Origin of the sequence: Cellulosimicrobium cellulans (genome assembly GCF_016907755.1) — a bacterium.
GTDB classification, from domain to species: domain Bacteria; phylum Actinomycetota; class Actinomycetes; order Actinomycetales; family Cellulomonadaceae; genus Cellulosimicrobium; species Cellulosimicrobium cellulans_D.
The window spans coordinates 1,712,200-1,736,306 of record NZ_JAFBCN010000001.1; the positions used below are offsets into that span (position 1 = coordinate 1,712,200).

Genomic DNA, 24,107 nt, shown 5'->3' on the forward strand with positions numbered 1-24,107 from the left:
CGTCAGAGCGGGCGGCCCGCCCGCATCTCCGCGACGAGCGAGCGCACGACGGCGTCCAGCTCGCCGCCGTTGCGGCGCGCGACCGCGCGCTGGCGCTGGTAGGAGGCCCCGCGGCGCACGATCGTGCGCACGCCGTCGAGCTCGTCCAGGCACCCGAGGCGCGCGGCGACGGGCTCGAGCTCGACGAGGAGGCGCCCGACGGCGTCGGTCACGAGCTCCTCGTTGCCGTCGCGGTCGAGGATGATGATCGCGTCCATGCCGTAGCGCGCCGAGCGCCACTTGTTCTCCTGCGCGAACCACGGCGGGATGCTCGGGAGCTCGCGGCCCTCGTCGAGCATCGTCGAGAAGTGCTCGACGAGGCAGTGCGTGAGCGCGGCGAGCGCGAGCAGCTCGGAGATGTTCGTGACGCCGTCGCAGATGCGCGTCTCGAGCGTGCCGAACTGCGGTGCGGGGCGCAGGTCCCAGCGGACCTCGTCGAACGCGTCGATGACGCCCGTGTGGAGCATGTCCGCGACGTAGCCCTCGAGCTCCTCCCACGTGGCGAACTGGAACGGCAGCCCGGCGGTGGGGAGCTGCTGGAACATGAGCGCGCGGTTCGACGCGTACCCGGTGTCCTTGCCGCCCCAGAAGGGCGAGGAGGCCGAGAGCGACTGCAGGTGCGCGAACGTCGTGAGCATCGCGCGCTGGATCGGCAGCACCTTGGCGCGGTCCTCGATGCCGACGTGCACGTGCACGCCGTAGATGAGCATCTGCCGCCCCCACCACTGCGTGCGGTCGATGAGGGTGTTGTAGCGCTGCTTGTCGGTGACCTTCTGCTGCGCCCAGCGCGCGAACGGGTGCGTGCCCGCGCTCATCAGCTCGACGCGCAGCGGGTCGGTCACCGCCCGCAGCTCGTCGATCGAGCGCTCGAGGTCGCGGCCCGCCTCCCCGACGGTGCGGCACACGCCGCTCACGACCTCGACCGTGTTCAGCAGCAGCTCCTGCTTGATCGACGGGTGCGTGCCCCCGTCCTCCGGACGCACCGCGTCGAGGACCGTCTGGGCGACCTGGCGCAGGTCGCCGGAGTCGGCGTCGACGAGCGCGAGCTCCCACTCCAGCCCGACGGTCGAGCGCTCCGACCGCGCGAACGGGATCGCGGTGCGGCGCGGCAGGGCGCTCACCGCGGACCCTCCTGGGCACCGCTCTGCGGGGTGCCCGTCGAGGGGGCGCCGAGCGGCTCGACGACGAGGACCTGCTGGGATCCGCCCACGCGGGTCAGGACGATCGTGGCGGTCGCGTCGCCCGTGAGGGCGAGCTGACGGCGGAGCTGCTCGGGCGTGACGGCCGTGCCGCGCTTCTTGATCGTCAGGCGTCCCACGCCGCGCTCGCGCAGGTAGGAGCGCAGCCGCTTGAGGCCGAACGGCATCGTGTCGAGCACGCGGTAGCCGCGTGCGAGGCCGTCCGCGAGCCCGGTCGCGTCGAGCGGTGCGGGGGCGTCGGTCGTCACGTACGCGATCGTGCGGTCGAGCAGCCGCCCGCCCAGCCCGCGCGCCGCGTGGGCGACGAGCCCCGCGCGGATGACCGCGCCGTCGGGCTCGTAGAGGTACTGCCCGACGCCGCCCACGTCGGGGACGACGTCGTGCTCGCCGGGGCGGTGGGCGATCCGGCGCGTCGTGGTGCGCTCGGTCCCGTCCGGGCCGGTCCACGTCGTGAGGACGAGCGCGGAGCGGCCCGCCCCCTCGGGCGCGAGCGGGCCGAACCAGAGGCCTGCCTCCACGACGTCGCCGTCGACCGAGACCCACTCGGTCTCGGCGTCCGCGGGCAGGCCGTCGTGGGGGATCCCGGGGCCGACCTTGATGCCGACCGCGGGGACGCGCTCGCGCAGCGCCCACACGGCGTCGAGCGGCGGGGCGTACGCCTTCGGGTCGAACACGCGCTTGCCGCCGCGCGTCCGTCGGGCGGGGTCCGCGTACACGCCCTCGACCCGCTCGCCCTCGAGGTCGAGCGCGAGCCCGTCGCCGTGGCGCACCTCGGCCTCGGGGAAGTGGCGCAGGTTCACGGTCGCGATCGCCGCGGTGAGCTCGTCGACGTCGGTCGCGAGGACCTCGAGCTCCGCGGCGGCGAACGCGAGGGCGTCGACACCGATCCCGCTCGTGAGGTCGGCGACGCGCCGGATCCCCGCGTCCTGGTACCGCCGCGCGTGCAGGCCCGCGACGACGAGCCGGCTCGCCTGCTCCAGCCCCGCCTGCGTGAAGAGCATGCCGTCGGCGAACGCGCCGAGCTTGCCGCGGGCGGCCGCGCGCAGCCGCGACTGCGTGAGCGCCGCGGCGGCGAGGTCGGGGTCGACGCCCTTCGCGCGCAGCCCCGCCGAGAGCACGAGCGCCTGCTGCTCGTCGTACGGGGGGAGCGCGCCGAGCAGCGCCCAGCCCTCGGGGCTGAGCAGCTTGGTCAGCGTGGCGGCGTCCATGGCGTCGATCCTTCCACGGGCGGCGGGGACCCCGCGCAGCCGGGACGTCGATCGTCCGAGGGGCGGACGTTGGCACTCGCCTTGACCGAGTGCTAACGGCGACCTAGATTTGAGGGCGTGCCGCCACCGCTCGCGGGGGTGGCACCACGTGCGACCAGGCTGTCCGGCACCCGCGACGACGGCCAGCCGGTGCGCTCGACCCATCCGTTGCAGTTCTCACAGCGAAAGGGGAGGTCCGACGTGTCGGTCCCCATCAAGCCGCTCGAGGACCGGATCGTCGTGAAGGCCCTCGAGGCCGAGACCACGACCGCATCCGGCCTGGTCATCCCGGACACCGCCAAGGAGAAGCCCCAGGAGGGCGAGGTCCTGGCCGTCGGTCCGGGCCGTGTCGACGACAACGGCAACCGCGTCCCGCTCGACGTGACCGTCGGCGACAAGGTCATCTACAGCAAGTACGGCGGCACCGAGGTCAAGTACGGCGGCGTGGACTACCTGGTCCTGTCCGCGCGCGACATCCTCGCCGTGGTGGTCGGCTGACGCCGACCCCGTTCCAGCAGCAGGGCCCGCGACCGTCCGGTCGCGGGCCCTGCTGCGTTCCGTGGCCGGTCGCCCCACCGTTCCCACGGGTCGTGCGCACGAGCTCCCGGTGCGACGTCGGACCGGGAGCTCGTGCAGGTCTGCTGGTGTACTGCTGGCCGTGCTGCCGGCGCTCAGCCGGTGCGGCGCGCGCCGCCGGCGAGGATCGCCGCGCGCTCGTCCTCGCTCAGGCCGCCCCACACCGCGTACGGCTCGCGCACGCGGAGCGACTGCTCGCGGCACTGCATCATGACGGGGCACGAGTGGCAGATCGCCTTCGCGGCCTCCGCGCGACGTCGTCGCGTCGAGCCGCGTTCCCCCTCGGGGTGGAAGAACAACGTGTCGTCCGCGTCGCGGCACGAACCCTGGTACTGCCATTCCCACAGTTCCATGACGGGCCCGGGGAGCCTCGAGATCTCAGCCATGGCGAACAACCTACAAGCGTTGCAGAAGTTGTTCAAGTCCCCTGTGTGAGAAAGGTGAAACAGCAGGTCACGGCGGCTCGGGAGGGCGCGGATGCTCCGAAGGGAAGCCGAATCGATGCAGCCACGAGGTCTAGGCTGACGCGATGACGACCTGCTGGCGCGTTTGCGCGAACGGTGAACAAACCCTGCACAAGCCTGGCGCGAAGGGTGCACGACTGTGACCTGGACGAGGTGGCGGGACGGTGGCGCGGTCGGCAGAATCGATCCATGACCTCCGTCCGGTCCGCCCCCGACCCCGAGGGAGCCCGACCGAGCATGTCCACGAATCCCGGCCTCGCCGTCGCCGCCGTCGCGCGCCGGCTCGGCGTCGCGCCCGCGACCCTGCGGACGTGGGACCGCCGCTACGGCCTCGGGCCCTCGCAGCACCGCGCAGGCTCCCACCGGCGCTACACCGACGACGACGTCGCGCGCCTGGTCGTCATGCGACGCCTCACGCTCGACGGCGTCGCGCCCGCCGACGCGGCCCGCGCGGCCCTGGCGGCCGACGACGACGAGCTCGACGCGCACCGCGGTGCCGTCTCGTTCGACGAGCACGGTGCCGAGGGCGGCCCGGACCTCGACGACGACCTCGACGCGGACGACGAGGCTCCCGAGCCCGCTCCGCCGTCGCGCCCGTTCCTGCGCGCGGTGCCCGGCGGCGAGCCCGCGCGGGGGACCGGGCCGCGCACCCTCGGCGTGCGGGAGGCTCCGCGCCCCACCCGCGTGTCGGACGTCGTCGACGCCGCGATCGCCTACGACCAGCGCACGTGCGACCGGCTCCTGCGGATCCCCACGGGCGGCGACCCCGCGGCCTGGTGGTCCGACCTCGTCGAGCCGGCCCTCGAGCGGCTCGCCGAGCGCACCGTGCTCGCGGGCCCGGGCGAGGTCCCCGAGGTCGTCCTCGCCAACGCGACGCTCGGTGCGTTGCGCGAGTACACGCAGGCGAGCGAGGACGCGATCGTCGCGGCCGGCGGCCCGCCCCGCAACCACCCGAGCCGGATGCGCCGGATCGTCCTCGTCTTCGCGGCGCCGGACGAGCCGCTCCCGCTGGCCGCGCACGCGCTCGCGGCGTCGCTCGCGTCGCACGGCGCGATGGCCCGCATCGTCACCGGCCCGGCGAACGTCCACCGCACGCTCGAGATTGTCACGATGGTGCGACCGTCCGCGGTCGCCATGGTGACGACCCAGTCGCGCCCCGACCTGGGGATCGTCCACGCCGCGCACGAGGCCAACCCGAGCCTGCCGTTCTTCGTCGGCCTGCCGAGCGACGAGGCCGCCGGCGACCTCCCGCTCGCCGCGACGGTGCACCGCGTGCGCAGCTTTCCCGGGCTCCTGCACGAGCTCCTCGCGGTCGTCCGCTGAGGGCTCCGGTGAGGCGCCGCGCGAGGCCACGTCCGCGGACGGCCCGGGAATACGGGAGGGCCCCGCGGCGTAGAATCCTGGTGTGACCGCCTCGCCCGTCCCCGCCGCCGCTCCCGACCGCGACCCCTTCGGTTTCCTGGGTCTCACCTACGACGACGTCCTGCTGCAGCCCGGCTACTCGGACCTGGCGCCGTCGGACATCGACACCACGACGCGCCTGACGCGCGAGATCTCGATCCGCGTCCCGCTCGTCTCGGCGGCCATGGACACCGTCACCGAGTCGCGCATGGCGATCGCGATGGCGCGCCAGGGCGGCATCGGCGTCCTGCACCGCAACCTGTCCATCGAGGACCAGGCGCTCCAGGTGGACCTGGTGAAGCGCACGCAGACGGGCATCATCGACAACCCGGTGACCATCGGCCCGGACGCGACGCTCGAGGAGCTCGACAAGACGGCCGGCGAGTACCGCATCTCGGGCTTCCCCGTGGTCGACGCCGAGCGCCGCCTCATCGGCATGGTCACCAACCGCGACCTGCGCTTCACGCCCGTCGCCGAGTGGGCGACGACCAAGGTCGACGAGGTCATGACGCCGCAGCCGCTCATCACGGGCCCGGCCGGCATCTCGCGCGAGGAGGCGACGGCCCTCCTGCGCAAGCACAAGCTCGAGCGCCTCCCGCTCGTCGACGCCGACGGCCGTCTCTCGGGCCTCATCACCGTCAAGGACTTCGTGAAGTCCGAGCAGTTCCCGCAGGCGTCCAAGGACGGCCAGGGCCGCCTGCTCGTGGGGGCCGCGATCGGCTACTTCGGCGACGCGTGGCAGCGCGCCACGACGCTCATCGACGCGGGCGTGGACGTGCTCGTCGCCGACACGGCCCACGGCAACGTGCGCATGCTCATCGAGATGGTCGCGCGCCTGAAGTCCGACCCGGCGACGCGGGACGTGCAGGTCATCGGCGGCAACGTCGCGACGCGCGAGGGCGCCCAGGCGTTCGTCGACGCGGGCGCGGACGCGGTCAAGGTCGGCGTCGGCCCGGGCTCGATCTGCACGACGCGCATCGTCACCGGCGTGGGCGTCCCGCAGGTGACGGCGGTCTACGAGGCGTCGCTCGCCGCGCGCCCGGCGGGCGTGCCCGTCATCGCCGACGGCGGCATGCGCCACTCGGGCGAGATCGGCAAGGCCATCGTCGCGGGCGCGGAGTCCGTGATGCTCGGCTCGATGCTCGCGGGCACCGAGGAGTCGCCCGGCGAGACGATCCTCGTGAACGGCAAGCAGTACAAGGCGTACCGGGGCATGGGCTCCATGGGCGCGATGTCCTCGCGCGGCAAGAAGTCGTACTCGAAGGACCGCTACTTCCAGGCCGAGGTCACGAGCGACGACATGATCGTCCCCGAGGGCGTCGAGGGCCAGGTCCCGTACAAGGGGTCGCTCGGCACGGTTGCGCACCAGCTCGTCGGCGGCCTGCACCAGACGATGTTCTACGTCGGCGCGCGCACCGTCCCGGAGCTCCAGGAGAAGGGCCGCTTCATCCGCATCACGTCGGCGTCGCTCAAGGAGAGCCACCCGCACGACGTCCAGATGACCGTCGAGGCGCCCAACTACACCGGCTTCTGACCACCCGCGGCCCGCGACGGCCCGGCCTCCGCCCCCTCGTCAGGGGACGGAGGCCGGGCCGTCGTCGTCAGGCCGTCCTCCCCGCCGGTGTCAGGACGCCATGACGCGGGCGTGCAGTGCCTGCACCGCGTACCGGGCGGCCCAGAACGCGCCGTGCTGCCACGCCGAGATCTCGGACATCCAGTCGCCCGCGAAGTACACGTTCCCGGCCCCCTGCTGCAGCTGCTTGAAGCGCGACGACTGCGTGTTGGGGTAGGCCCACGCGCCCTCGATGTAGGGCACCTTGTGCCACGCGATGGAGAACGAGCTCTCCAGCTCGGTCCGGTACTTCTCGCCGTGGATCTTCACGCCCTGCTCGACGGCGCGCATCTCGCGCTGCCGCGGCGTCATGTCGGCGTAGGAGCGCGCGTTGGCGCCGGTGTTGTAGTAGCCGACGACGAGGCCCCGGCGCTCGCCGTAGCCGTACGAGGGGTACCAGACGTGGGCGAGGTCCATGTCGGTCTCCGTGATGCCGCCGTAGATCCGGTGGTCGTCCTCCCAGAACCGCGAGCGGTACTCGAGCCCGATCTTGCCCGCCGGCGACCCGACGGCGAACTCGCCGAGTGCGGCATCGATGTCGGCGCCCCAGTTGGTGTCCCAGCGGCGCATGAGCCCCGCCGGTGCCGCGACGATCGCGAAGTCCGCGTCGATCTGGCGGCTCTTGCCGTTCGGTGCCGTGTAGGTGACCCTGACCCCGTCGGTCGTGTTGTGCACGCCCGTGACCGGCGAGCTGAGCTGGACGTTCTGCTTGCCGATGGCGCGGACGAAGTAGTCGTAGGTCGTGTCCATGCCGCCCTTCGGCTGGAACATGAGCATCGACTGCTCCCAGTTGATCTCGAACGGGAAGTACTGCCCGACCTTCGACGCGAGCACCTCCGAGACCGTCCCGGGGCCGGGGAGCGGCGTGCCGTGCTCGTTCCAGGCGGACGGGTAGACGGAGTAGCCGCGGTTGTCGCCGCCGCGGTAGCTGCCGTCGGACTGCAGCGACCCCCAGGAGCGGAGGAACGCGCGCAGGTTCTCCTTGTCCGCGGCCGTGAGCTTCTGGTCGAGGGCGCCCTGGTCGGCCGCGTAGCTCAGCAGCTCCGACGTGTAGCCGAACACGTCCGCCTTGGCCGTGCGGTACCGGACGGGGTCGCCGGGGGTGGCGCCTGATCGCTCGTTGTAGAGGTAGGCGTCCGCGTTCGCGTTGGTGAACACCTCGTAGGGGACGCCCAGCTCGCGCAGGTAGTCCATGGTGACCATCCACTGGGCGATGCGACCCGCGCCCGCGTTCATGTACACGCCGTCGGAGAACCGGGCCTTCTGGGTGACGCCGTTGACGTCCGTCTCGGAGTCGCCCCCACGTATGGTCAGCGTCCGTCCGCCCGGCCGGTGCCGCGCCTCGAGCACGGTCACCCGGTACCCCGCCTTCTGCAGCTCGTACGCCGAGGCGAGGCCGGCAGGCCCGCCGCCTACGACGACGACCTTCTTGGCGGAGCGGCCCGTCAGGCTGAAATCGCTGCCCCGCGGGGGAGTCCAGGACTCGTTCCGCGGCTGGGCGGCGGCCGTCGGCGCGAGGCCGACCGCGCCCATCGTCGCGAACATCACGCCGGCGCTGGATCCGACCCCGACGGCCTGGAGGAAGTTGCGGCGCGAGACGCCCGACGTCTTCTCGTCAGTGACCATGTGGCTGGAGCCCTCTCGTCCACGGCCTGACGGGCGGACTGCCCGGCCCACGATGCCGGGTGCCGCCGTCAGCACCGCGGCTGACGCTAGGGAGGCGTCGTCGCGAACGCGGGTCCGGCACGTTTCGTGGCCGTCAACGGACGGCGGATCTCGTAAACGTCTCGTGTCGTGAGCGTCGGTCGGGAGCGACGGGGCCCGCGCGCACGGGGAGCGGGCGCCCGACAGGGCTGTGACGAGCGGACACGTGACCGACACGGCCCGGAAACGGTGCGCGTCTACGGTCGCGGCTCCGGCGACCGTCGTGGCCCGCCGGAGCGGGCGTCACGGTGGCGCCCGCCGTCCCCCGCCTGGAGGCACGCATGAAGAACCGCACCAAGGTCGCCGTCGCCGTCGCCGTCACCGCCGCCGTGGCCGTCCCCGGGACCGCCGTCGCCGCAGGGAAGCTCTTCGAGCCGAAGCCCACCGAGTCCTTCTCGTTCGTGACCGGAGACACCCCGTCGATCGCCGACGGCGTCGCGTTCGGCAAGAACGTGGCCTGGTACAAGTCGTCGGGCCTCGGGCCCTCCGCGCTGAACACGGCGCCGGGAGCGGGCGCCGAGGAGCGCTACATCCCCACCGACGTGTTCCCCGGCGGGGTGCTGCCGGCGGGCGTGACGATCACCGAGGCGCAGGGGATCAACGTCCTCATGCGGATCGGCGAGAACCTCGAGCGGGCGGGGCTGTCCTACGACGACGTCGTGTCCATGCGCGTCTTCCTCCAGAACCCCGCGGGCCAGGAGAAGATGGACTTCGCGGGATGGAACCGCGCCTACCGCCAGTTCTTCGCCAACACGAACCTCGCGACCGGGAAGCCGATCGACGTCCAGCTCGGCTCCGCGACGACTGCTCCGATGGTCGTCAACGCCGCCCGGCCGTCACGGTTCGCGCTCGAGATCGAGAACCTTCCCGTGAACGGTTGGCTCGTCGAGGTGGAGGTCGACGCGGTCTACCCGAAGTGACGCACGACGGGCCGGCGCCCCGGAGGGTGCCGGCCCGTCGCGTCGCTCGTCGGACTCAGTCGCGGAAGGTCTCGATGTTGGCGCCGAGCTCGCGCAGGCGTTCCGTCAGGCCCTCGTAGCCGCGCGCGATGATGTCCACGCCGCGCAGGACGGACGTGCCCTTCGCCGCGAGCATCGCGAGGAGGATGACGACGGCGGGGCGCAGCGCCGGCGGGCAGCTCACCTCGGCGCCGGACCACCGCGTCGGGCCGGTGACCTGCAGGCGGTGCGCGTCGAGGAGCCGTACGTCCGCCCCGAGGCGCGTGAGGTCGGTGAGGTGGATGGCCCGGCCCTCGTAGACCCAGTCGTGGATGAGCGTCGTGCCGTGCGCGTTCGCCGCGATGACGGCGAAGAACGGCAGGTTGTCGATGTTGAGCCCGGGGAACGGCATGGGGTGGATCTTGTCGATCGGGGCGCGCAGCTCGCTCGGGTGCACCGTGACGTCCACGAGGCGCGTCCGGCCGTTGCGGGCCAGGTACTCGGCGCTCAGGGTGTAGCGCAGGCCCATCTCGGACAGGGTCGCGAGCTCGATCTCCATGAACTCGATCGGGACCCGGGCCACCGTGATCTCGGAGCCGGTGACGATGCCCGCGGTGAGCAGGCTCATCGCCTCGACCGGATCCTCCGAGACCGCGTACTCCACGTCCACGTCGATGTCGGTGCGGCCGTGCACGCGCAGGGTCGTCGTGCCGATCCCCTCCACCCGGACGCCGAGCAGCTCGAGGTAGAAGCACAGGTCCTGGACCATGTAGTTGGGGCTCGCGTTGCGGATGGTCGTCACGCCGTCGCGGCGGGCCGCGGCCATGAGCGCGTTCTCCGTGACGGTGTCGCCGCGCTCGGTGAGCACGACCGACAGGTCCGTGCCCGACGCCGGGGCCACCGTCGCGTGGTAGTTGCCGCCCGTCGCGGTGACCGCGAGGCCGAACGGCCGCAGGGCGATCATGTGGGGCTCCACGGTGCGGGTGCCGAGGTCGCAGCCGCCGGCGTACGGGAGCTCGAACGTGTCTCGGAGCCCGAGCAGCGGGCCGAGGAACATGATGATCGAGCGCGTGCGGCGCGCGGCGTCGACGTCGATGGCGGCGAGGTCGAGCCGGTCCGGCACGACGATTTCGAGGTCGCGCCCGCCGGTCGTCCAGGTCGCCCGGACGCCGATCGAGCGGAGCACGTCGACGATGCGGTCGACCTCCACGATGCGGGCGACGCCGCGCAGCGTGGTGCGGCCCCGGTTGAGCAGCGACGCGCACAGGAGCGCGACCGCGCCGTTCTTGGAGGAGTTGACCTCGATGCGCCCGGACAGCGTGTGGCCGCCCTGGACGCGCAGGTGCGCGTGCTTGGGCCCGCCGAGGCTGATGATCTCGGAGTCGAGCGCGAGGCTGATGCGGTTGAGCATCTCGAGACTGAGGTTCTGGGCGCCCTGCTCGATGCGGTGCACGGCGCTCTGGCTCGTGCCGAGCCGCTCGGCGAGCTGGGTCTGCGTGAGGCCCCGGTTCTGGCGGGCACCGCGGATGAGCGTGCCGACCTGCGTGAGAGGGGCGTCGTCGATCGCTGTCATGCGAGCGACGATAACTCATGGATGAGATATTCACGCGACGACGCGGCGCGGTCGTGGCGGGATCACGGGTTCATCACAGGACCTCCATCCGTGTCGTGAGATAGGTGGCATCCGGGGCGGGAGCGTGGCCTCGTTGCCGGGCTCATCCGCTACGAGGGCCACCGGCCGTCCGCGCCGGCCCCGACGTAGGGCGGCTCACGCTCGGGGTCCAGCGCGTCGACCCAGCGTCGGTGCGCCGCGACCTGCAGGTCGTGGAGGGCGTCGGGGCCGAGGGCGCCGAGGTCCGGGAACGCGCGCGCGAGGGCGTCGAGGAGGTCGAGGGTGGCGAGGACGTCGGCGTCCGCGGTGTGCAGCGGGCCGACGTCGAGCACCTCGTAGCGCGCGCAGAGGTCGACGAGCCGGCGCTTGCCCTCGCGCGCCGGGTCCCACGCGCGGTCCAGGACGAGCGGGTCCAGCACCGGGCGGACGGGCCGCCCGAGCCGGGCGGCCAGCGTCGGCAGGCCGTGGCGGACGAGCTCCGCGTCGAGGAGGGACAGGTCGAACGCGGCGTTGTACGCGACGAGCGGGACACCGTCGCGCTGCGCGTCGACGACGAGCGCCGCGATCTCCTCCAGCGCCTCGGCCGGCGCGGCGCCGTGGGCGGACGCGTGCGCCGTCGTGACGCCGTGGATCGCCGTCGCCTCGGCGGGGATCTCGACGCCCGGGTCGAGGAGCCACGTCCGCACGTGCGTCGACCCGGGCTCGCGGAGCACGAGCGCCGCGGTGACGATGCGGTCGACGTCCACGTCGACGCCCGTGGTCTCGGTGTCGAGACCGAGGAGCGGTCCCGCCGTCCAGGGCGTCGTCGTCATGGTCCACCTCGGGGTCTCGCTCGGGTCCCGGCGCTCGTCGCGCCCGGTGCCGCCGGACGTCCCGGCGACGAGCGTCACCCTGCCAGCGCCCACCCACACGGGTCGCCGTGCAGGTGACCGGCACAGGCCGCCGGTAGGCTGGCCCGGTGAGCAACGAGATCGAGATCGGACGTGGCAAGCGCGGTCGGCGCGCGTTCTCCTTCGACGACGTCGCGGTCGTGCCCTCCCGGCGCACGCGCGACCCCAAGGAGGTGTCGGTCGGCTGGCAGATCGACGCGTACCACTTCGAGCTGCCCATCCTCGCGGCGCCCATGGACTCCGTGATGAGCCCCGCGACCGCCGTCGCGCTCGGCAACCACGGCGGTCTCGGCGTGCTCGACCTCGAGGGCCTGTGGACGCGCTACGACGACCCGACGGCCCTCCTGGAGGAGATCGCGACGCTCGAGCCGCTCGAGGCGACGCGGCGCATGCAGGAGATCTACGCCGAGCCCATCAAGTCGGACCTCATCACGCAGCGCCTCAAGGAGATCCGCGCCGCGGGCGTCACGGTCGCCGGCGCGCTGTCGCCGCAGCGCACCCAGGAGCACTACCAGACCGTCGTCGACGCGGGCGTCGACCTCTTCGTCATCCGCGGCACGACCGTCTCGGCCGAGCACGTCTCGGGCGTCGCGGAGCCGCTGAACCTCAAGCGGTTCATCTACGAGCTCGACGTGCCGGTCGTCGTCGGCGGCGCGTCCACGTACACCGCGGCGCTGCACCTCATGCGCACGGGCGCGGCGGGCGTGCTCGTCGGGTTCGGGGGTGGCGCGGCGCACACCACGCGCGTCTCGCTCGGCATCCACTCGCCCATGGCGACGGCGGTGGCGGACGTCGCGGCCGCGCGCCGCGACTACCTCGACGAGTCGGGCGGTCGCTACGTGCACGTCATCGCCGACGGCGGCGTCGGCCGCTCGGGCGACCTCGTCAAGGCCGTCGCGTGCGGCGCGGACGCCGTGATGATCGGCGCGGCGCTCGCGCGCGCCGAGGAGGCGCCCGGCAAGGGCTGGCACTGGGGCTCGGAGGCGCACCACGCGCAGCTCCCGCGCGGCGAGCGCGTGCGCGTCGGCACCGCCGGCACGCTCGAGGAGATCCTGTTCGGCCCGGGCCGTCAGGCGGACGGCACGCTCAACCTCGTCGGCGCGCTGCGGCGGGCGATGGCGACGACGGGGTACTCCGACCTCAAGGAGTTCCAGCGCGTCGAGGTCGTCGTCTCGCCGTACCAGCCCCGCTGAGCCGCGTCATGACGGGACGGGTCGCGGACGGGCCCCGGCTGACCCGTGCGGGCGACGGCGTGCCCGGCTCAGCGCCCGACGAGGTGTCGGACGAGGTGCCTGACCGCGGCCGTGCCGGGGCGGACTCGGACGTTGTCTTCGAGGAGGCCTCGGACGGCGACGTCGAGGGCGTCGTCGCGCTGTGGCGCACGTGCGGCCTCACCCGGCCCTGGAACGACCCGTACCGCGACCTCGCGGACGCGCGGCTGGGCGAGACGTCCACGGTGCTCGTGGGCCGGGCGACGCGCGACCTCCGGGGAGCGGCGTCCGACGACGGCGAGCCCGTCGTCACGGTCCGCGCGGGCGAGGTGGTCGCGTCGGCGATGGCCGGCGTCGACGGGCACCGCGGCTGGCTCTACTACGTGGCCGTCGACCCACGGCTGCGGGGCGACGGCACGGGGCGCGCCGCGGTCGTCGCGGCCGAGGCGTGGCTCGCCGCGCAGGGCGCGCGGGCGGTGCGCCTCATGGTGCGCTCGACCAACGACGCCGTCCGCGGCTTCTACGAACGCCTCGGCTACGCCGACCAGGAGTGCGTCGTGCTCGGCCGACCGCTCGGAGCGCCGGACGCGCGCGACGCCGGGCGATGACGACGACGGCGGCGTGGGCTCCGGACGCCGACGACCTGGCCGCGCTCGAGACCGAGCACCGCGCGCGGGTCGGCGCGCTCGACCCGCTCGTCGCGATCCCCGACCTGGGCGCCGTCCCGGACGACCAGGGTCTGCTCGCCGTCCGGCTCCCCGACGGGTCGAGGGCCGCGGGCCTCGTCACGGTCGGTGACGTCGGCCCCGACTCCTCGGCCGCGCTGTTCCGCCCGCTCCGCGAGCACCGGCTGCGCGCCCGGGCGGCGGGCCCCGACGTCCCGGGCGCGGTGGCGGCGCTCCTCGCGGCGTGGTCCGAGCGCGTCGCGAACGACCCGGGCACGCCCCCCGACGGCGACGGTGTGCCCCAGGTGGGGCCGGCGCCGCGCGACCACGGGAGGGTGCTGCTCTGGCCGAGCCGTGATGTCGGGGCGGTCGCGGCACTCGCCGCGCACGGCATGCGCCCGACCGTCCACCTCGCCGCGCGCCGTGGAACGGCTCCCGGCGCGGCAGGACACGGTCCGGCAGGCCTGGTCGTGCGTGACGCGACGCCCGACGACGTCCCGGCGCTCGTCGCGCACCAGCTCGCGGAGCTCGCGTACGACGAGCTCGTGGGCGCGGCCCGGGTGCGGCCCGGAGCCCGGGAGCACCTCGCGACCCAGGTGGCGGGCGCGGTGGCGAACCCGGCCACGACGTTCCTCGTCGCGACGGCGCCACCGACGGAGGTCGGCGGGACCGGGGACCGGGCCGAGGAGGTGCTGGGCGTCGTCGCGGTCGAGCCGCCGGAGCGGTCGGGTGCGGTCGCCGGGACGGTCACGACCGGCCCGGTCGCCTACCTCGTGCTGCTGCACGTGACCGGCGCCGCGCGCGGCGCCCGGGTCGGCGGGACGCTCGTCGACGCGGCGCTCGCGCGCGTGCGGGAACGCGCCGGGGAGGACGCGGTCGTGCTCCTGCACCACGGCGTCCTCAACCCGCTCTCGGCACCCTTCTGGGCACGCCAGGGCTTCCGCCCGGTGCTCACGACGTGGGAGCTCCCCGTCTCGGGCACTGTCGGTCCGACGACGTAGCCTGTCCCCATGACGAGCTCATCCGGCACCCCCGGCACCGGACCCGGCGAGGGCGCCGCGCTGGACGGCCTGATCGACCCCGAGAACCCCGCGGCGACGTACGTGCTCGAGCCCGACGTCGTCGCACCGCTCGCGCAGCGCGTCGTCACCGGCAACGAGGCGGGCATGCACCGCTCCGTCCTGCCCTTCACGGGCGCTCCGCTCGCCGCGTTCCCGGTGTCCTCCGTCGCGGACGTCGCGCGGGCGGTCGAGCGGGCCCGGGCCGCGCAGCCGGCCTGGGCGGCGCTCCCCGTCCGGGAGCGCGCGGCCGTGCTGCGCCGGTTCGGCGAGCTCGTCCTCGCGCGCCAGTCCGACGGCCTCGACCTGATCCAGATGGAGTCCGGCAAGTCGCGCCGCAGCGCGTTCGAGGAGGTCGCGGACGTCGCGATCCTCACGCGCCACTACGCCCAGCGGGGTCCCCGCTATCTCGCCGACCGCCGGGCGCCGGGCATGCTGCCCGTGCTGACGGGTACCCGCGTGCACCGTCGCCCGGTGGGGGTCGTCGGCGTGATCGCGCCCTGGAACTACCCGCTGACGCTCGCGTTCGCGGAGGCCGTGCCGGCGCTCGTGGCGGGGAACGCCGTCGTGCTCAAGCCGGACCCGCAGACGACGCTCAGCGCGTTGTGGGGCGCCGAGCTGCTCGAGGAGGCGGGGCTGCCCGCCGACCTGTTCCTCGTCGTCGCGGGCGGCGGGGACGTCGGCGCCGCGGTGACCGACCACGTGGACCACATCGCGTTCACCGGCTCGACGGCCACCGGCCGCAAGGTCGCCGCGCGAGCGGGGGAGCGACTCATCGGCGCGACCCTCGAGCTCGGCGGCAAGAACCCGCTGTACGTCGCGGCCGACGCCGACGTGCGCGCCGCCGCGCGCGGTGCGGTCCGCGCGTGCTTCTCCAACTCGGGCCAGCTCTGCGTCTCGATCGAGCGGCTCGTGCTGCACGAGGACGTCGCCGACGCGTTCCTCGACGAGTTCGTGCCCCTCGTCCGCGAGATGCGCCTCGGCGCCGGGCTCGACTACTCCGCCGACATGGGGTCGCTCACGTCGCAGGCGCAGCTCGACCGTGTCGTCGCGCACGTCGAGGACGCCATCGCGCGCGGGGCGCGCGTCCTGGCGGGCGGCGTGCACCGCGCGGACATCGGTCCGTGGTTCTACGCGCCCACCGTGCTGGACGACGTGCCCGACGACGCCGCGTGCGCCCGCGAGGAGACGTTCGGCCCGGTCGTGTCCGTGCGCCGGGTCGCGAGCGACGACGAGGCCGTGCGGGTCATGAACGACTCCGAGTTCGGGCTCAACGCGAGCGTGTGGACGCGCGACGTCGCGCGGGGCCGTCGCATCGCGGCGCGCGTGGAGGCGGGGACCGTCAACGTCAACGACGGGTACTCCGCCGCGTGGGGCTCCGTCGGTGCGCCGATGGGCGGGTTCAAGGCGTCCGGCCTCGGGCGTCGGCACGGCCGCGAGGGGATCGAGGCGCTCACGGAGGCGCAGACGATCTCCGTGCAGCGCGGCGCCAACCAGGGCCTCACGCTCGACACGCTCTACGCGATCGGCGGCGAGCTCCCCAGCAAGGTGCTGACGTCCGCGCTCGACGTCATGCGTCGACTGCGGCTGCCCTGACCCGGGGCCCGACCCCCGGGTGGGACGGGCGCGTGCGCGTCCTTCAGCGCCGCACGGCGTCCAGGACGGCCTTCGACGCGGCGGGGACCTCGCGGACGCGGTAGAGCACAGCCTTCCAGGGCTCCACGCTCGCGGCACTGACCCCGATCCCGACGGCGTCGAGCCCCGCGACGCGGCACGAGAACAGCGTGCGCGGCAGGTGGTAGCCCTGCGTGACGACCACCGCCGTGGTGACGCCGTACTCCGACACGGCGCGCGTGCACGTGGCGTGCGTGTCGAAGCCCTCGCGGTCCAGCAGGATCGCGTCGTCCGGCACGCCCCGGTCGAGGAGCCACGCGCGCATCGACCCGGGCTCGTCGTAGTCGTCGTGCGCGTCGCCGCTCACGAGCACGACGGGCGCGACGCCGCGAGCGTAGAGCTCCGCCGCCGCGTCGAGCCGGCGCCGCAGGTACGTGGAGGGCGACCCGTCGGGGCGCAGCCCCGCGCCCGGGACGACGATCGCGTCGCTCGGAGGCACGTCCGCCGGGTCGGCGACGTGCGCTCGGCCGACGCCCTGCACGACGACGAACGGCGCCAGCACGAGCACCGCCAGACCGGCCGCGACCCAGACCGTCGCCCGCCGTCGCCGCGACCGACGAGGGCGGTCCCGCGGTAACCGGCGGGAGGACCCCGAATCCGACGACGTCGACGACGTCGATGACGATGACGATGACGATGACGATGACGGGGGCTGCGCGGCGGGGGCGGGCGTGGTCGGCTCGTCGGTCACGGCCCGACCCTAGCGCCCGAGCACGAGGTGGTGACCCGCCGAGCATGGGGTCGTGGTCCGCCCGGCGGTCGGGGACGGGCGACAACCCCCTGTTCGGCGTGGGGGGCGGTCGAGTCAGGCGGGGGCGTCCAGGGCGGCGAGCTCGGCGCTGAGGTTGTCGCGGGCCTGCTCCTCCCACCGCTCGACGCCCTGGGGGGTGCGGAACAGGGCACCGCCACCGAGCAGGCCGCGGAGGACGGCGGCGCGACCGGTGCGGAAGGCGTCGTCGGGCACGGAGGCGTACTCGGCGCGGACCTGCCGGACGTACCGCGCGTAGCGGTCCGGCGCGGAGCCGAGGATCGCGAGGTCGGCGTCGGACACGAGCGCCCCCGGCCCGTCCCCCGCCGCGGGGGAGTGGTCCGTCGTCACGAGCACGAGCCGCACGACCTCGTCGACGGCCGCGGTGCCGAGGTGGCCCGCGAGCCGGGCACGCGCCAGGTCGGCGGAGCGTTCCTCGTCGCGTCCCGCCTCGCCGTCGTGCACGGCGTCGTGGAACCACAGCGCGAGCTGGGTCACCGCGGCTTCGCTCGCCGCGCCGCCCGGCACTCCGCTCGTCGCCGCGACGTCCGACGTCGCGTCGACGGACTCGCGCCCTGGCCGGCTCGCGCCGTCGGGCACCCCGGGCGGACGCCCCTCCAGGAGCGCCAGCGAATCGAGCGCGTGCACCAGGTGCTCGGGGCCGTGATAGACGCGGTGCGGCTCGTGCCAGCGTTCGACGAGGTCCACGCCGACGTCCCGGGCGCCGGGCAGCAGCGCGTCCCAGCGGGCGAGCAGCGCGTCGGCCTTCGCCGCGCGCCGCGCCCGGCCCGGGACGCGCAGCCCGGACGACCCGAGCCGTCGGGCGAGCTCGCGCCCACCGACGGGGACGGCGCCCGCCGCCACGGCGACGTCGTACCGCTCGGCGGCGACGTCGTAGTGGTCGAGGTCGAACGCTCGCCGGCTCACGCCGATCGAGGCCGCGAAGGCGTGCAGCTCCGCCAGGGAGGCGTCCGACACGAGATGGCTGAACAGCGTCCCGTGCGCGGGCCACGCGGGCGGGTCGATGAGGACGGTCACCGACCGAGCATCCCACCTACCAGGCGCGCGACGCCGCCTCGACGACCTCGACGGACTGGCGCGCGATCGCGAGCTCCTCCATCGTCGGCACGACCATGACGAGCGTGCTCGTCCAGTCGGGCGAGATGACGCGGGGCTCGCCGGAGCGCACGGCGTTGCGCTCCGGGTCGACGGCGAGGCCGAGCGGCTCGAGGCCCTCGACGACGGCGGCGCGCACGTCGGTGTCGTTCTCGCCGACGCCGGCGGTGAACGCGACGACGTCGACCCGGCCGAGCACGGCGGTGTAGGCGCCGACGTACTTGCGCAGGCGGTGGATGTAGACGTCGAAGGCGCGGCGCGCGTCCTCGTCGCCGGCGTCGATGAGGCGGCGCAGCTCGCGGAAGTCGTTGACCCCGGACAGGCCCTTGACCCCCGAGCGCTTGTTGAACAGGACGTCGATCTCGTCGATGCTCATGCCCGCGTTGCGCGCGAGGTGGAACACGACGGCCGCGTCGATGTCGCCCGTGCGGGTGCCCATGACGAGGCCCTCGAGCGGGGTCATGCCCATCGACGTGTCGACCGCGACGCCACCGCGCACGGCCGACGCGGACGCGCCGTTGCCGAGGTGCAGCACGATCGTGTTGAGGCCTTCGATCCGGCGGCCCAGCACGCGCGCGACCTTCCCCGACACGTACTGGTGGCTGGTGCCGTGGAAGCCGTACCGGCGCACGCCGTGCGCCTGCGCGACCTCCCGGTCCAGCGCGTACGTGGACGCGGCGTCGGGGAGCGTGGAGAAGAACGCCGTGTCGAACACGGCGACGTGCGGCACGTCGGGCAGCAGCTCGCGCGCGACCTCGATGCCCTTGACGTTCGGCGGGTTGTGCAAGGGAGCCAGCGGCGAGAGCTCGGAGATCTGGCGGACGACCTCGTCGTCCACGAGGACGGGCGCGGAGAAGACGGCGCCGCCGTGCACCACGCGGTGGCCCACCGCGTACACGTCCGCGTCGGCGAGCGTCGGCCCCACCTCGTCGAACAGGCTGAGCGCGATGCGCAGGGCGACGCCGTGGTCGGCGACCGGCTCCTCGCGCGTCGTCGTGTTCCCCGCGAACCGGTGCTTGATGATGCCGGTGTCCTCGCCGATGCGCTCGATCGTGCCCGCGGCGATCGCCTCCCCGCCGACGGGGTTGACGAGCTGGTACTTGAGCGAGGACGACCCCGAGTTCATGACGAGCACGGACCCGTGCGCCCCGTAGGCGCTGTAGGGGTTGGGGCGCTCGCCCTCGGGCAGGATCGTCATGAGGTGGCTCCTCGGGAGTCAGGACCGGAGTCAGGGACGGCGTCGGCCGGGGCCTGCGCCTGGATCGCGGTGATGGCGACGGTGTTGACGATGTCCTGCACGAGCGCGCCGCGCGAGAGGTCGTTCACCGGCTTGTTGAGCCCCTGGAGGACCGGGCCGACCGCGACGGCGCCCGCGGAGCGCTGCACGGCCTTGTAGGTGTTGTTGCCCGTGTTGAGGTCCGGGAAGATGAACACGGTCGCGCGGCCCGCGACGTCCGAGCCGGGCATCTTCGACGCCGCGACGGACGCGTCCACGGCGGCGTCGTACTGGATGGGGCCCTCGACGAACAGGTCCGGGCGGCGCTCGCGGACGAGCTCCGTGCCCCGGCGGACCTTGTCGACGTCGGCGCCCGACCCCGACTCGCCGGTCGAGTACGACAGCATCGCGACACGCTGGTCGACGCCGAACTGCTGCGCCGTCGCCGCGGAGGAGATCGCGATGTCCGCGAGCTGCTCGGCCGTCGGGTCCGGGATGACCGCGCAGTCGCCGTAGACGAGCACGCGGTCCTGCAGGCACATGAGGAACACCGACGACACCACGGACACGCCGGGCTGGGTCTTGATGATCTCGAACGACGGCTTGATCGTGTGCGCCGTCGTGTGCTTCGCGCCCGACACCATGCCGTCCGCGAGGCCGAGGTGGACCATCATCGTGCCGAAGTACGACACGTCCTGGACGCGCTCGCGCGCCTCCTCGAGCCGGACGCCCTTGTGGGCGCGGAGGCGGGCGTACTCCGTCGCGAAGCGCTCGACGAGCTCCGGGTCGTGCGGGCTGACGACGTGGGCCGCGTCGATGTCGAGGCCGAGCTCGGCCGCGCGGGCACGGACCTTCTGCTCCTCGCCGAGAATGGTCAGCTCGGCCACCTGACGGCCCAGCAGGGTCGACGCGGCGCGCAGGATGCGGTCGTCCTCGCCCTCCGGCAGCACGACGTGCTTGCGGTCCGCGCGGGCGCGCGAGAGCAGCTCGTACTCGAACATGAGCGGCGTGACGACCTCGGGCCGGGGCACGTCGAGGCCCGCGAGCAGCGCCGCGCCGTCGACGCTCTGCTCGAAGAGCGCGAGCGCGGTGTCGACCTTGCGCTGCGACTCCTTGGTGACACGCCCCCGGGCGCTCGCGGCGGCGCTCGCCGAGCGGAACGTCCCGAGGTCGGTACGGATGATCGGCAGGCTCGGGTCGAGGTCCGCGACGAGGCGCGCCGTCGACTCGGGCGGGAAGAACCCGCCGTTGAGGATGACGCCCGCGAGGGACGGGAAGCCCGACGCCGAGTGCGCGGCGAGCAGGCCGATGAGGATGTCGACGCGGTCGCCGGGCGTGATGACGACCGCGCCGTCGGTCAGGCGGTCGAGCAGGTGCTCGAACGACATGGCGCCCACGAGCAGGTCCGTGGCCTCGCGGCCCAGGAGCTCCTCCTCGCCGAACGCGAGCGACCCGCCCACGGCCTCCATGAGCGCGCGGACGGTCGGGGCGTCGAGGAACGGGTCCTCGGGCACGGCCCAGCCGGGCAGGCGCGCGCCCGGGCCGGGCTCCGCCGTCGTGCCCGACGGCGCCGCCCCCGCGAGCGGCTCGCCGTCGGGGCCGAGCGCGCCGAGCAGCGCGCGCACCGCGTCGAGGTCGTCCGGCTGCACGCGGTTCGCGACGACGCCGATGGGCTGCGCGTGCTGGGAGCGCAGCTCGGCGACGCTCACCTCGATGAGGTTGCCGACGGCGTCGGGCGTGCGGCCCTTGCCGGAGACGACGAGGAGGACCGGCGCGCCGAGGTTCGCCGCGACGCGCGCGTTGAACGACAGCTCGGTCGGGCCTGCGACGTCGGTGTAGTCCGTCCCGACGACCACCACGAAGTCGCACTGCCGTGCGACCTCGTGGTAGCGGGCCACGATCTGCGAGAGCGCGGCCTCCGGGTCGGCGTGGACGTCCTCGTACGTGACGCCGATCGCCTGCTCGGCCGTGACGTCCACGCCGTCGTGCGCGAGCAGGAGCTCGAGCACGTAGTCCTGCACGTCCGGGCCCACGGCCCGGGTGACCGGCCGGAAGACCCCGACCCGCTGGACCTTGCGGACCAGCAGGTCGAGGACCCCCAGCGCGATCGTGGACTTGCCAGTCTCGCCCTCGGGCGAGGTGATGTAGATGCTGCGAGCGGTGTCGCTCACTCGTTGTCTCCTCCGGTGTCCTGCACGGCGCGCGCGCCGTCGTACTGCGGGCCGCCCTCGCCCGTCGCCGTGTCGCCGGCGTCCGGCCACACCCAGTCGCGCACCTCGGGGATGTCCTCCCCGTGCTCGCGCGTGTACTGGCGGGCCGTCAGCCGCGCGTCGACCATCTCCTGGCGCAGACCCGCGTAGGTCGAGCGCAGGGACGGCACGCGGTCGATGACGTCGATGACGAGGTGGAAGCGGTCGATGTCGTTGAGCATCGCCATGTCGAACGGCGTGGTGGTGGTGCCCTCCTCCTTGTACCCGCGCACGTGGATGTTGCCGTGGTTCGTGCGGCGGTACGTGAGGCGGTGGATCAGCCACGGGTACCCGTGGTAGTTGAAGATGACCGGTCGGTCCGTGGTGAACAGCGTGTCGAAGTCCTTGTCCGACAGGCCGTGCGGGTGCTCCTTCTCGTCCTGGAGCCGCATGAGGTCCACGACGTTGACGACCCGGACCTTGAGGTCGGGGACGCGGCGGCGCAGGATGTCCGCCGCGGCGAGCACCTCGAGCGTCGGCACGTCGCCCGCGGCGCCCAGGACGACGTCCGGGTCCTCGCCCTCGACCTCGGTGCCGGCCCACTCCCAGATGCCGAGCCCTCGCGTGCAGTGCGCGATCGCTTGCTCCATGGACAGGAACTGCGGCGCCGGCTGCTTGCCCGCCACGACGACGTTCACGTACTGGCGCGAGCGCAGGCAGTGGTCGTAGGTCGAGAGCAGGGTGTTGGCGTCCGGCGGCAGGTACACCCGGACGATCTCCGCCTTCTTGTTCACCACGTGGTCGATGAAGCCCGGGTCCTGGTGGCTGAAGCCGTTGTGGTCCTGGCGCCACACGTGGCTCGACAGCAGGTAGTTGAGGCTCGCGACCGGTCGCCGCCACGGGATGTGGTTGGTGACCTTGAGCCACTTCGCGTGCTGGTTGAACATCGAGTCGACGATGTGGATGAAGGCCTCGTAGCTCGTGAACAGGCCGTGGCGCCCCGTGAGCAGGTAGCCCTCGAGCCAGCCCTGGCACTGGTGCTCCGAGAGCATCTCCATGACTCGGCCCGCGCGGGCGAGGTGCTCGTCGACGTCGGGACCGAAGAAGTCGGCGTTCCACTGCTTGTCCGTGACCTCGTAGACCGCCTGGAGGCGGTTCGACGCCGTCTCGTCCGGGCCGAAGATCCGGAAGTTGTCCGGGTTCAGGCGCACGACGTCGGTCAGCCACTCGCCGAGCACGCGCGTCGCCTCCGCGACGTTGCCGCCCGGGCCCGAGACGTCGACGGCGTAGTCGCGGAAGTCGGGCAGGCGCAGGTCCTTGAGCAGCAGCCCGCCGTTGGCGTGCGGGTTGTCGCTCATGCGCAGCGTCCCCTCGGGGGCGAGCGCGGCGATGTCGTCCTGCAGACGGCCGTCCTCGTCGAACAGCTCGTCCGCGCGGTACGACTCGAGCCAGCCGCGCAGCACGTCGAGGTGCTCCGGGGTGTCCCGCGCGCTCGCGAGCGGCACCTGGTGCGCGCGCCACGAGTCCTCGGTCTTCTTCCCGTCGATGACGGGCGGGCAGGTCCAGCCCTTGGGCGTGCGGAAGACGATCATGGGCCACGCGGGACGCTCGTCGTTGCCCGCCGCGGCGTCGGCCTTGATCTGCGCGATGTGGTTGAGCACCTCGTCGAGGAGCCTCGCGAAGCGCTGGTGCACCTCGAAGTGGTCCTCGCCGTCGAACCCGCCCGTGAAGAAGTACGGGGTGTGGCCGTAGCCGATCATGAGGTCGCGCAGCTCGTCGTCGCTGATGCGCGCGAGCACCGTCGGGTTGGCGATCTTGTACCCGTTGAGGTGCAGGATCGGCAGCACGACGCCGTCGTTGCGCGCGTTGACGAACTTGTTGGAGTGCCAGCTCGTCGCGAGCGGGCCGGTCTCCGCCTCGCCGTCGCCGACGACCGCGGCGACGAGCAGGTCGGGGTTGTCGAACGCGGCGCCGTACGCGTGGGAGAGCGCGTAGCCCAGCTCACCGCCCTCGTGGATCGACCCGGGGGTCTCCGGCGCGACGTGGCTCGGGATGCCGCCCGGGAACGAGAACTGGCGGAACAGGCGGCGCAGGCCCTCGGTGTCCTGCGTGATGTCCGTGTACGTCTCGGAGTAGGTGCCCTCGAGGTACGCGTTCGCGACGAGGCCGGGGCCCCCGTGACCGGGGCCCGCGACGTAGATCGTCGACTGGCGGCGCTGCGCGATCGCGCGGTTGAGGTGCGCGTAGAGGAAGTTCAGGCCGGGGGTCGTGCCCCAGTGGCCCAGCAGGCGCGGCTTGACGTCCTCGCGGTCCAGCGGCGTGCGCAGCAGCGGGTTGTCCAGCAGGTAGATCTGGCCGACGGACAGGTAGTTCGCCGCACGCCACCACGCGTCGACACGACGCAGGGTGTCGTCGTCGAGCGGGGCGACCTCGGCGGGTCGCCAGGCGGTGGACTCGGTGACGGTGGTCGTGCTCATCTCACGCTCCTGCAGGGGGAAGGGTTCGTGAACGACTACGGCTTCATACAACCGCATCGACCGGGGCCCTG

At 73.4% G+C, this 24,107-nt stretch carries 19 protein-coding genes; 8 read left to right on the plus strand and 11 right to left on the minus strand.

Annotation, left to right across the window (positions count from 1 at the left end; genetic code table 11):
* Positions 1–2: 2 nt before the first annotated feature.
* Positions 3–1,151 carry a glutamate--cysteine ligase gene (locus JOE63_RS07395; protein ID WP_087472823.1) on the minus strand — a complete coding sequence of 383 codons (1,149 nt, stop codon included), beginning with the start codon at positions 1,149–1,151 and terminating at the stop codon, positions 3–5.
* 5 nt (positions 1,152–1,156) lie between these two features.
* Positions 1,157–2,446, minus strand: coding sequence for a class I SAM-dependent methyltransferase (locus JOE63_RS07400; protein ID WP_087471346.1), 1,290 nt, complete (start codon positions 2,444–2,446; stop codon positions 1,157–1,159).
* A 240-nt stretch (positions 2,447–2,686) separates the two neighbouring features.
* On the opposite strand from JOE63_RS07400, the gene groES reads away from it, so the two are divergent.
* Positions 2,687–2,983: a co-chaperone GroES gene (groES, locus tag JOE63_RS07405; protein WP_047233053.1), complete on the plus strand. Its 297-nt coding sequence runs from the start codon at positions 2,687–2,689 to the stop codon at positions 2,981–2,983.
* A gap of 173 nt (positions 2,984–3,156) precedes the next feature.
* On the opposite strand, the gene JOE63_RS07410 is transcribed toward groES, so the two are convergent.
* Complete coding sequence (locus tag JOE63_RS07410; protein WP_204540255.1) at positions 3,157–3,447, minus strand: WhiB family transcriptional regulator; 291 nt, start codon at positions 3,445–3,447, stop codon at positions 3,157–3,159.
* Between the two features lie 267 nt (positions 3,448–3,714).
* On the opposite strand from JOE63_RS07410, the gene JOE63_RS07415 reads away from it, so the two are divergent.
* A complete protein-coding gene (locus tag JOE63_RS07415) occupies positions 3,715–4,848 on the plus strand; it encodes a MerR family transcriptional regulator (RefSeq protein WP_087471347.1) in 1,134 nt (377 codons plus the stop codon).
* Between the two features lie 82 nt (positions 4,849–4,930).
* Positions 4,931–6,460 carry an IMP dehydrogenase gene (gene guaB, locus JOE63_RS07420; RefSeq protein ID WP_087471348.1) on the plus strand — a complete coding sequence of 510 codons (1,530 nt, stop codon included), beginning with the start codon at positions 4,931–4,933 and terminating at the stop codon, positions 6,458–6,460.
* A gap of 90 nt (positions 6,461–6,550) precedes the next feature.
* On the opposite strand, the gene JOE63_RS07425 is transcribed toward guaB, so the two are convergent.
* Complete coding sequence (locus tag JOE63_RS07425) at positions 6,551–8,164, minus strand: flavin monoamine oxidase family protein (protein ID WP_204540258.1); 1,614 nt, start codon at positions 8,162–8,164, stop codon at positions 6,551–6,553.
* A 359-nt stretch (positions 8,165–8,523) separates the two neighbouring features.
* Here JOE63_RS07425 and JOE63_RS07430 point away from each other — a divergent pair, with 359 nt between their 5' ends.
* Entirely contained in the window at positions 8,524–9,162 is a 639-nt protein-coding gene (locus tag JOE63_RS07430) for a Rid family hydrolase (protein ID WP_087471350.1), read from the plus strand.
* Positions 9,163–9,217: 55 nt separating this feature from the next.
* On the opposite strand, the gene JOE63_RS07435 is transcribed toward JOE63_RS07430, so the two are convergent.
* Both JOE63_RS07435 and JOE63_RS07440 read right to left on the minus strand, forming a co-directional pair.
* Positions 9,218–10,753, minus strand: a complete 1,536-nt coding sequence (locus tag JOE63_RS07435) for a helix-turn-helix domain-containing protein (protein ID WP_087471351.1) — start codon at positions 10,751–10,753, stop codon at positions 9,218–9,220.
* Positions 10,754–10,902: 149 nt separating this feature from the next.
* Positions 10,903–11,604 (minus strand): exonuclease domain-containing protein, encoded by a 702-nt coding sequence (locus JOE63_RS07440; protein WP_204540261.1) that lies wholly within the window; start codon positions 11,602–11,604, stop codon positions 10,903–10,905.
* 146 nt (positions 11,605–11,750) lie between these two features.
* Here JOE63_RS07440 and JOE63_RS07445 point away from each other — a divergent pair, with 146 nt between their 5' ends.
* From JOE63_RS07445 to JOE63_RS07460, 4 genes are read left to right on the plus strand one after another with little or no spacing between them, the layout of a single operon-like run.
* Positions 11,751–12,875 carry a GuaB3 family IMP dehydrogenase-related protein gene (locus tag JOE63_RS07445; RefSeq protein ID WP_204540264.1) on the plus strand — a complete coding sequence of 375 codons (1,125 nt, stop codon included), beginning with the start codon at positions 11,751–11,753 and terminating at the stop codon, positions 12,873–12,875.
* 8 nt (positions 12,876–12,883) lie between these two features.
* Positions 12,884–13,501, plus strand: coding sequence for a GNAT family acetyltransferase (locus JOE63_RS07450; RefSeq protein ID WP_204540267.1), 618 nt, complete (start codon positions 12,884–12,886; stop codon positions 13,499–13,501).
* The gene (locus JOE63_RS07455) at positions 13,498–14,559 is read left to right on the plus strand and encodes a GNAT family N-acetyltransferase (RefSeq protein WP_204540270.1); all 1,062 of its coding nucleotides are present in this window, start codon (positions 13,498–13,500) and stop codon (positions 14,557–14,559) included. The genes JOE63_RS07450 and JOE63_RS07455 overlap by 4 nt, the downstream gene beginning before the upstream one ends.
* A gap of 9 nt (positions 14,560–14,568) precedes the next feature.
* Entirely contained in the window at positions 14,569–16,212 is a 1,644-nt protein-coding gene (locus tag JOE63_RS07460; RefSeq protein WP_087471355.1) for a succinic semialdehyde dehydrogenase, read from the plus strand.
* A 43-nt stretch (positions 16,213–16,255) separates the two neighbouring features.
* Here JOE63_RS07460 and JOE63_RS07465 read toward each other — a convergent pair whose 3' ends face one another.
* From JOE63_RS07465 to JOE63_RS07485, 5 genes are all read right to left on the minus strand, one after another.
* A complete protein-coding gene (locus JOE63_RS07465) occupies positions 16,256–16,798 on the minus strand; it encodes a SanA/YdcF family protein (protein WP_244286069.1) in 543 nt (180 codons plus the stop codon).
* Between the two features lie 297 nt (positions 16,799–17,095).
* Positions 17,096–18,076, minus strand: a complete 981-nt coding sequence (locus JOE63_RS07470; RefSeq protein ID WP_204540274.1) for a DUF4031 domain-containing protein — start codon at positions 18,074–18,076, stop codon at positions 17,096–17,098.
* Positions 18,077–18,092: 16 nt separating this feature from the next.
* Positions 18,093–19,352, minus strand: a complete 1,260-nt coding sequence (locus JOE63_RS07475) for an acetate/propionate family kinase (protein WP_204540277.1) — start codon at positions 19,350–19,352, stop codon at positions 18,093–18,095.
* Positions 19,349–21,541, minus strand: a complete 2,193-nt coding sequence (gene pta, locus JOE63_RS07480; RefSeq protein WP_087471358.1) for a phosphate acetyltransferase — start codon at positions 21,539–21,541, stop codon at positions 19,349–19,351. Before pta ends, JOE63_RS07475 begins: the two co-directional genes overlap by 4 nt.
* The gene (locus JOE63_RS07485) at positions 21,538–24,036 is read right to left on the minus strand and encodes a phosphoketolase family protein (RefSeq protein WP_087471359.1); all 2,499 of its coding nucleotides are present in this window, start codon (positions 24,034–24,036) and stop codon (positions 21,538–21,540) included. Before JOE63_RS07485 ends, pta begins: the two co-directional genes overlap by 4 nt.
* Positions 24,037–24,107 lie beyond the last annotated feature (71 nt).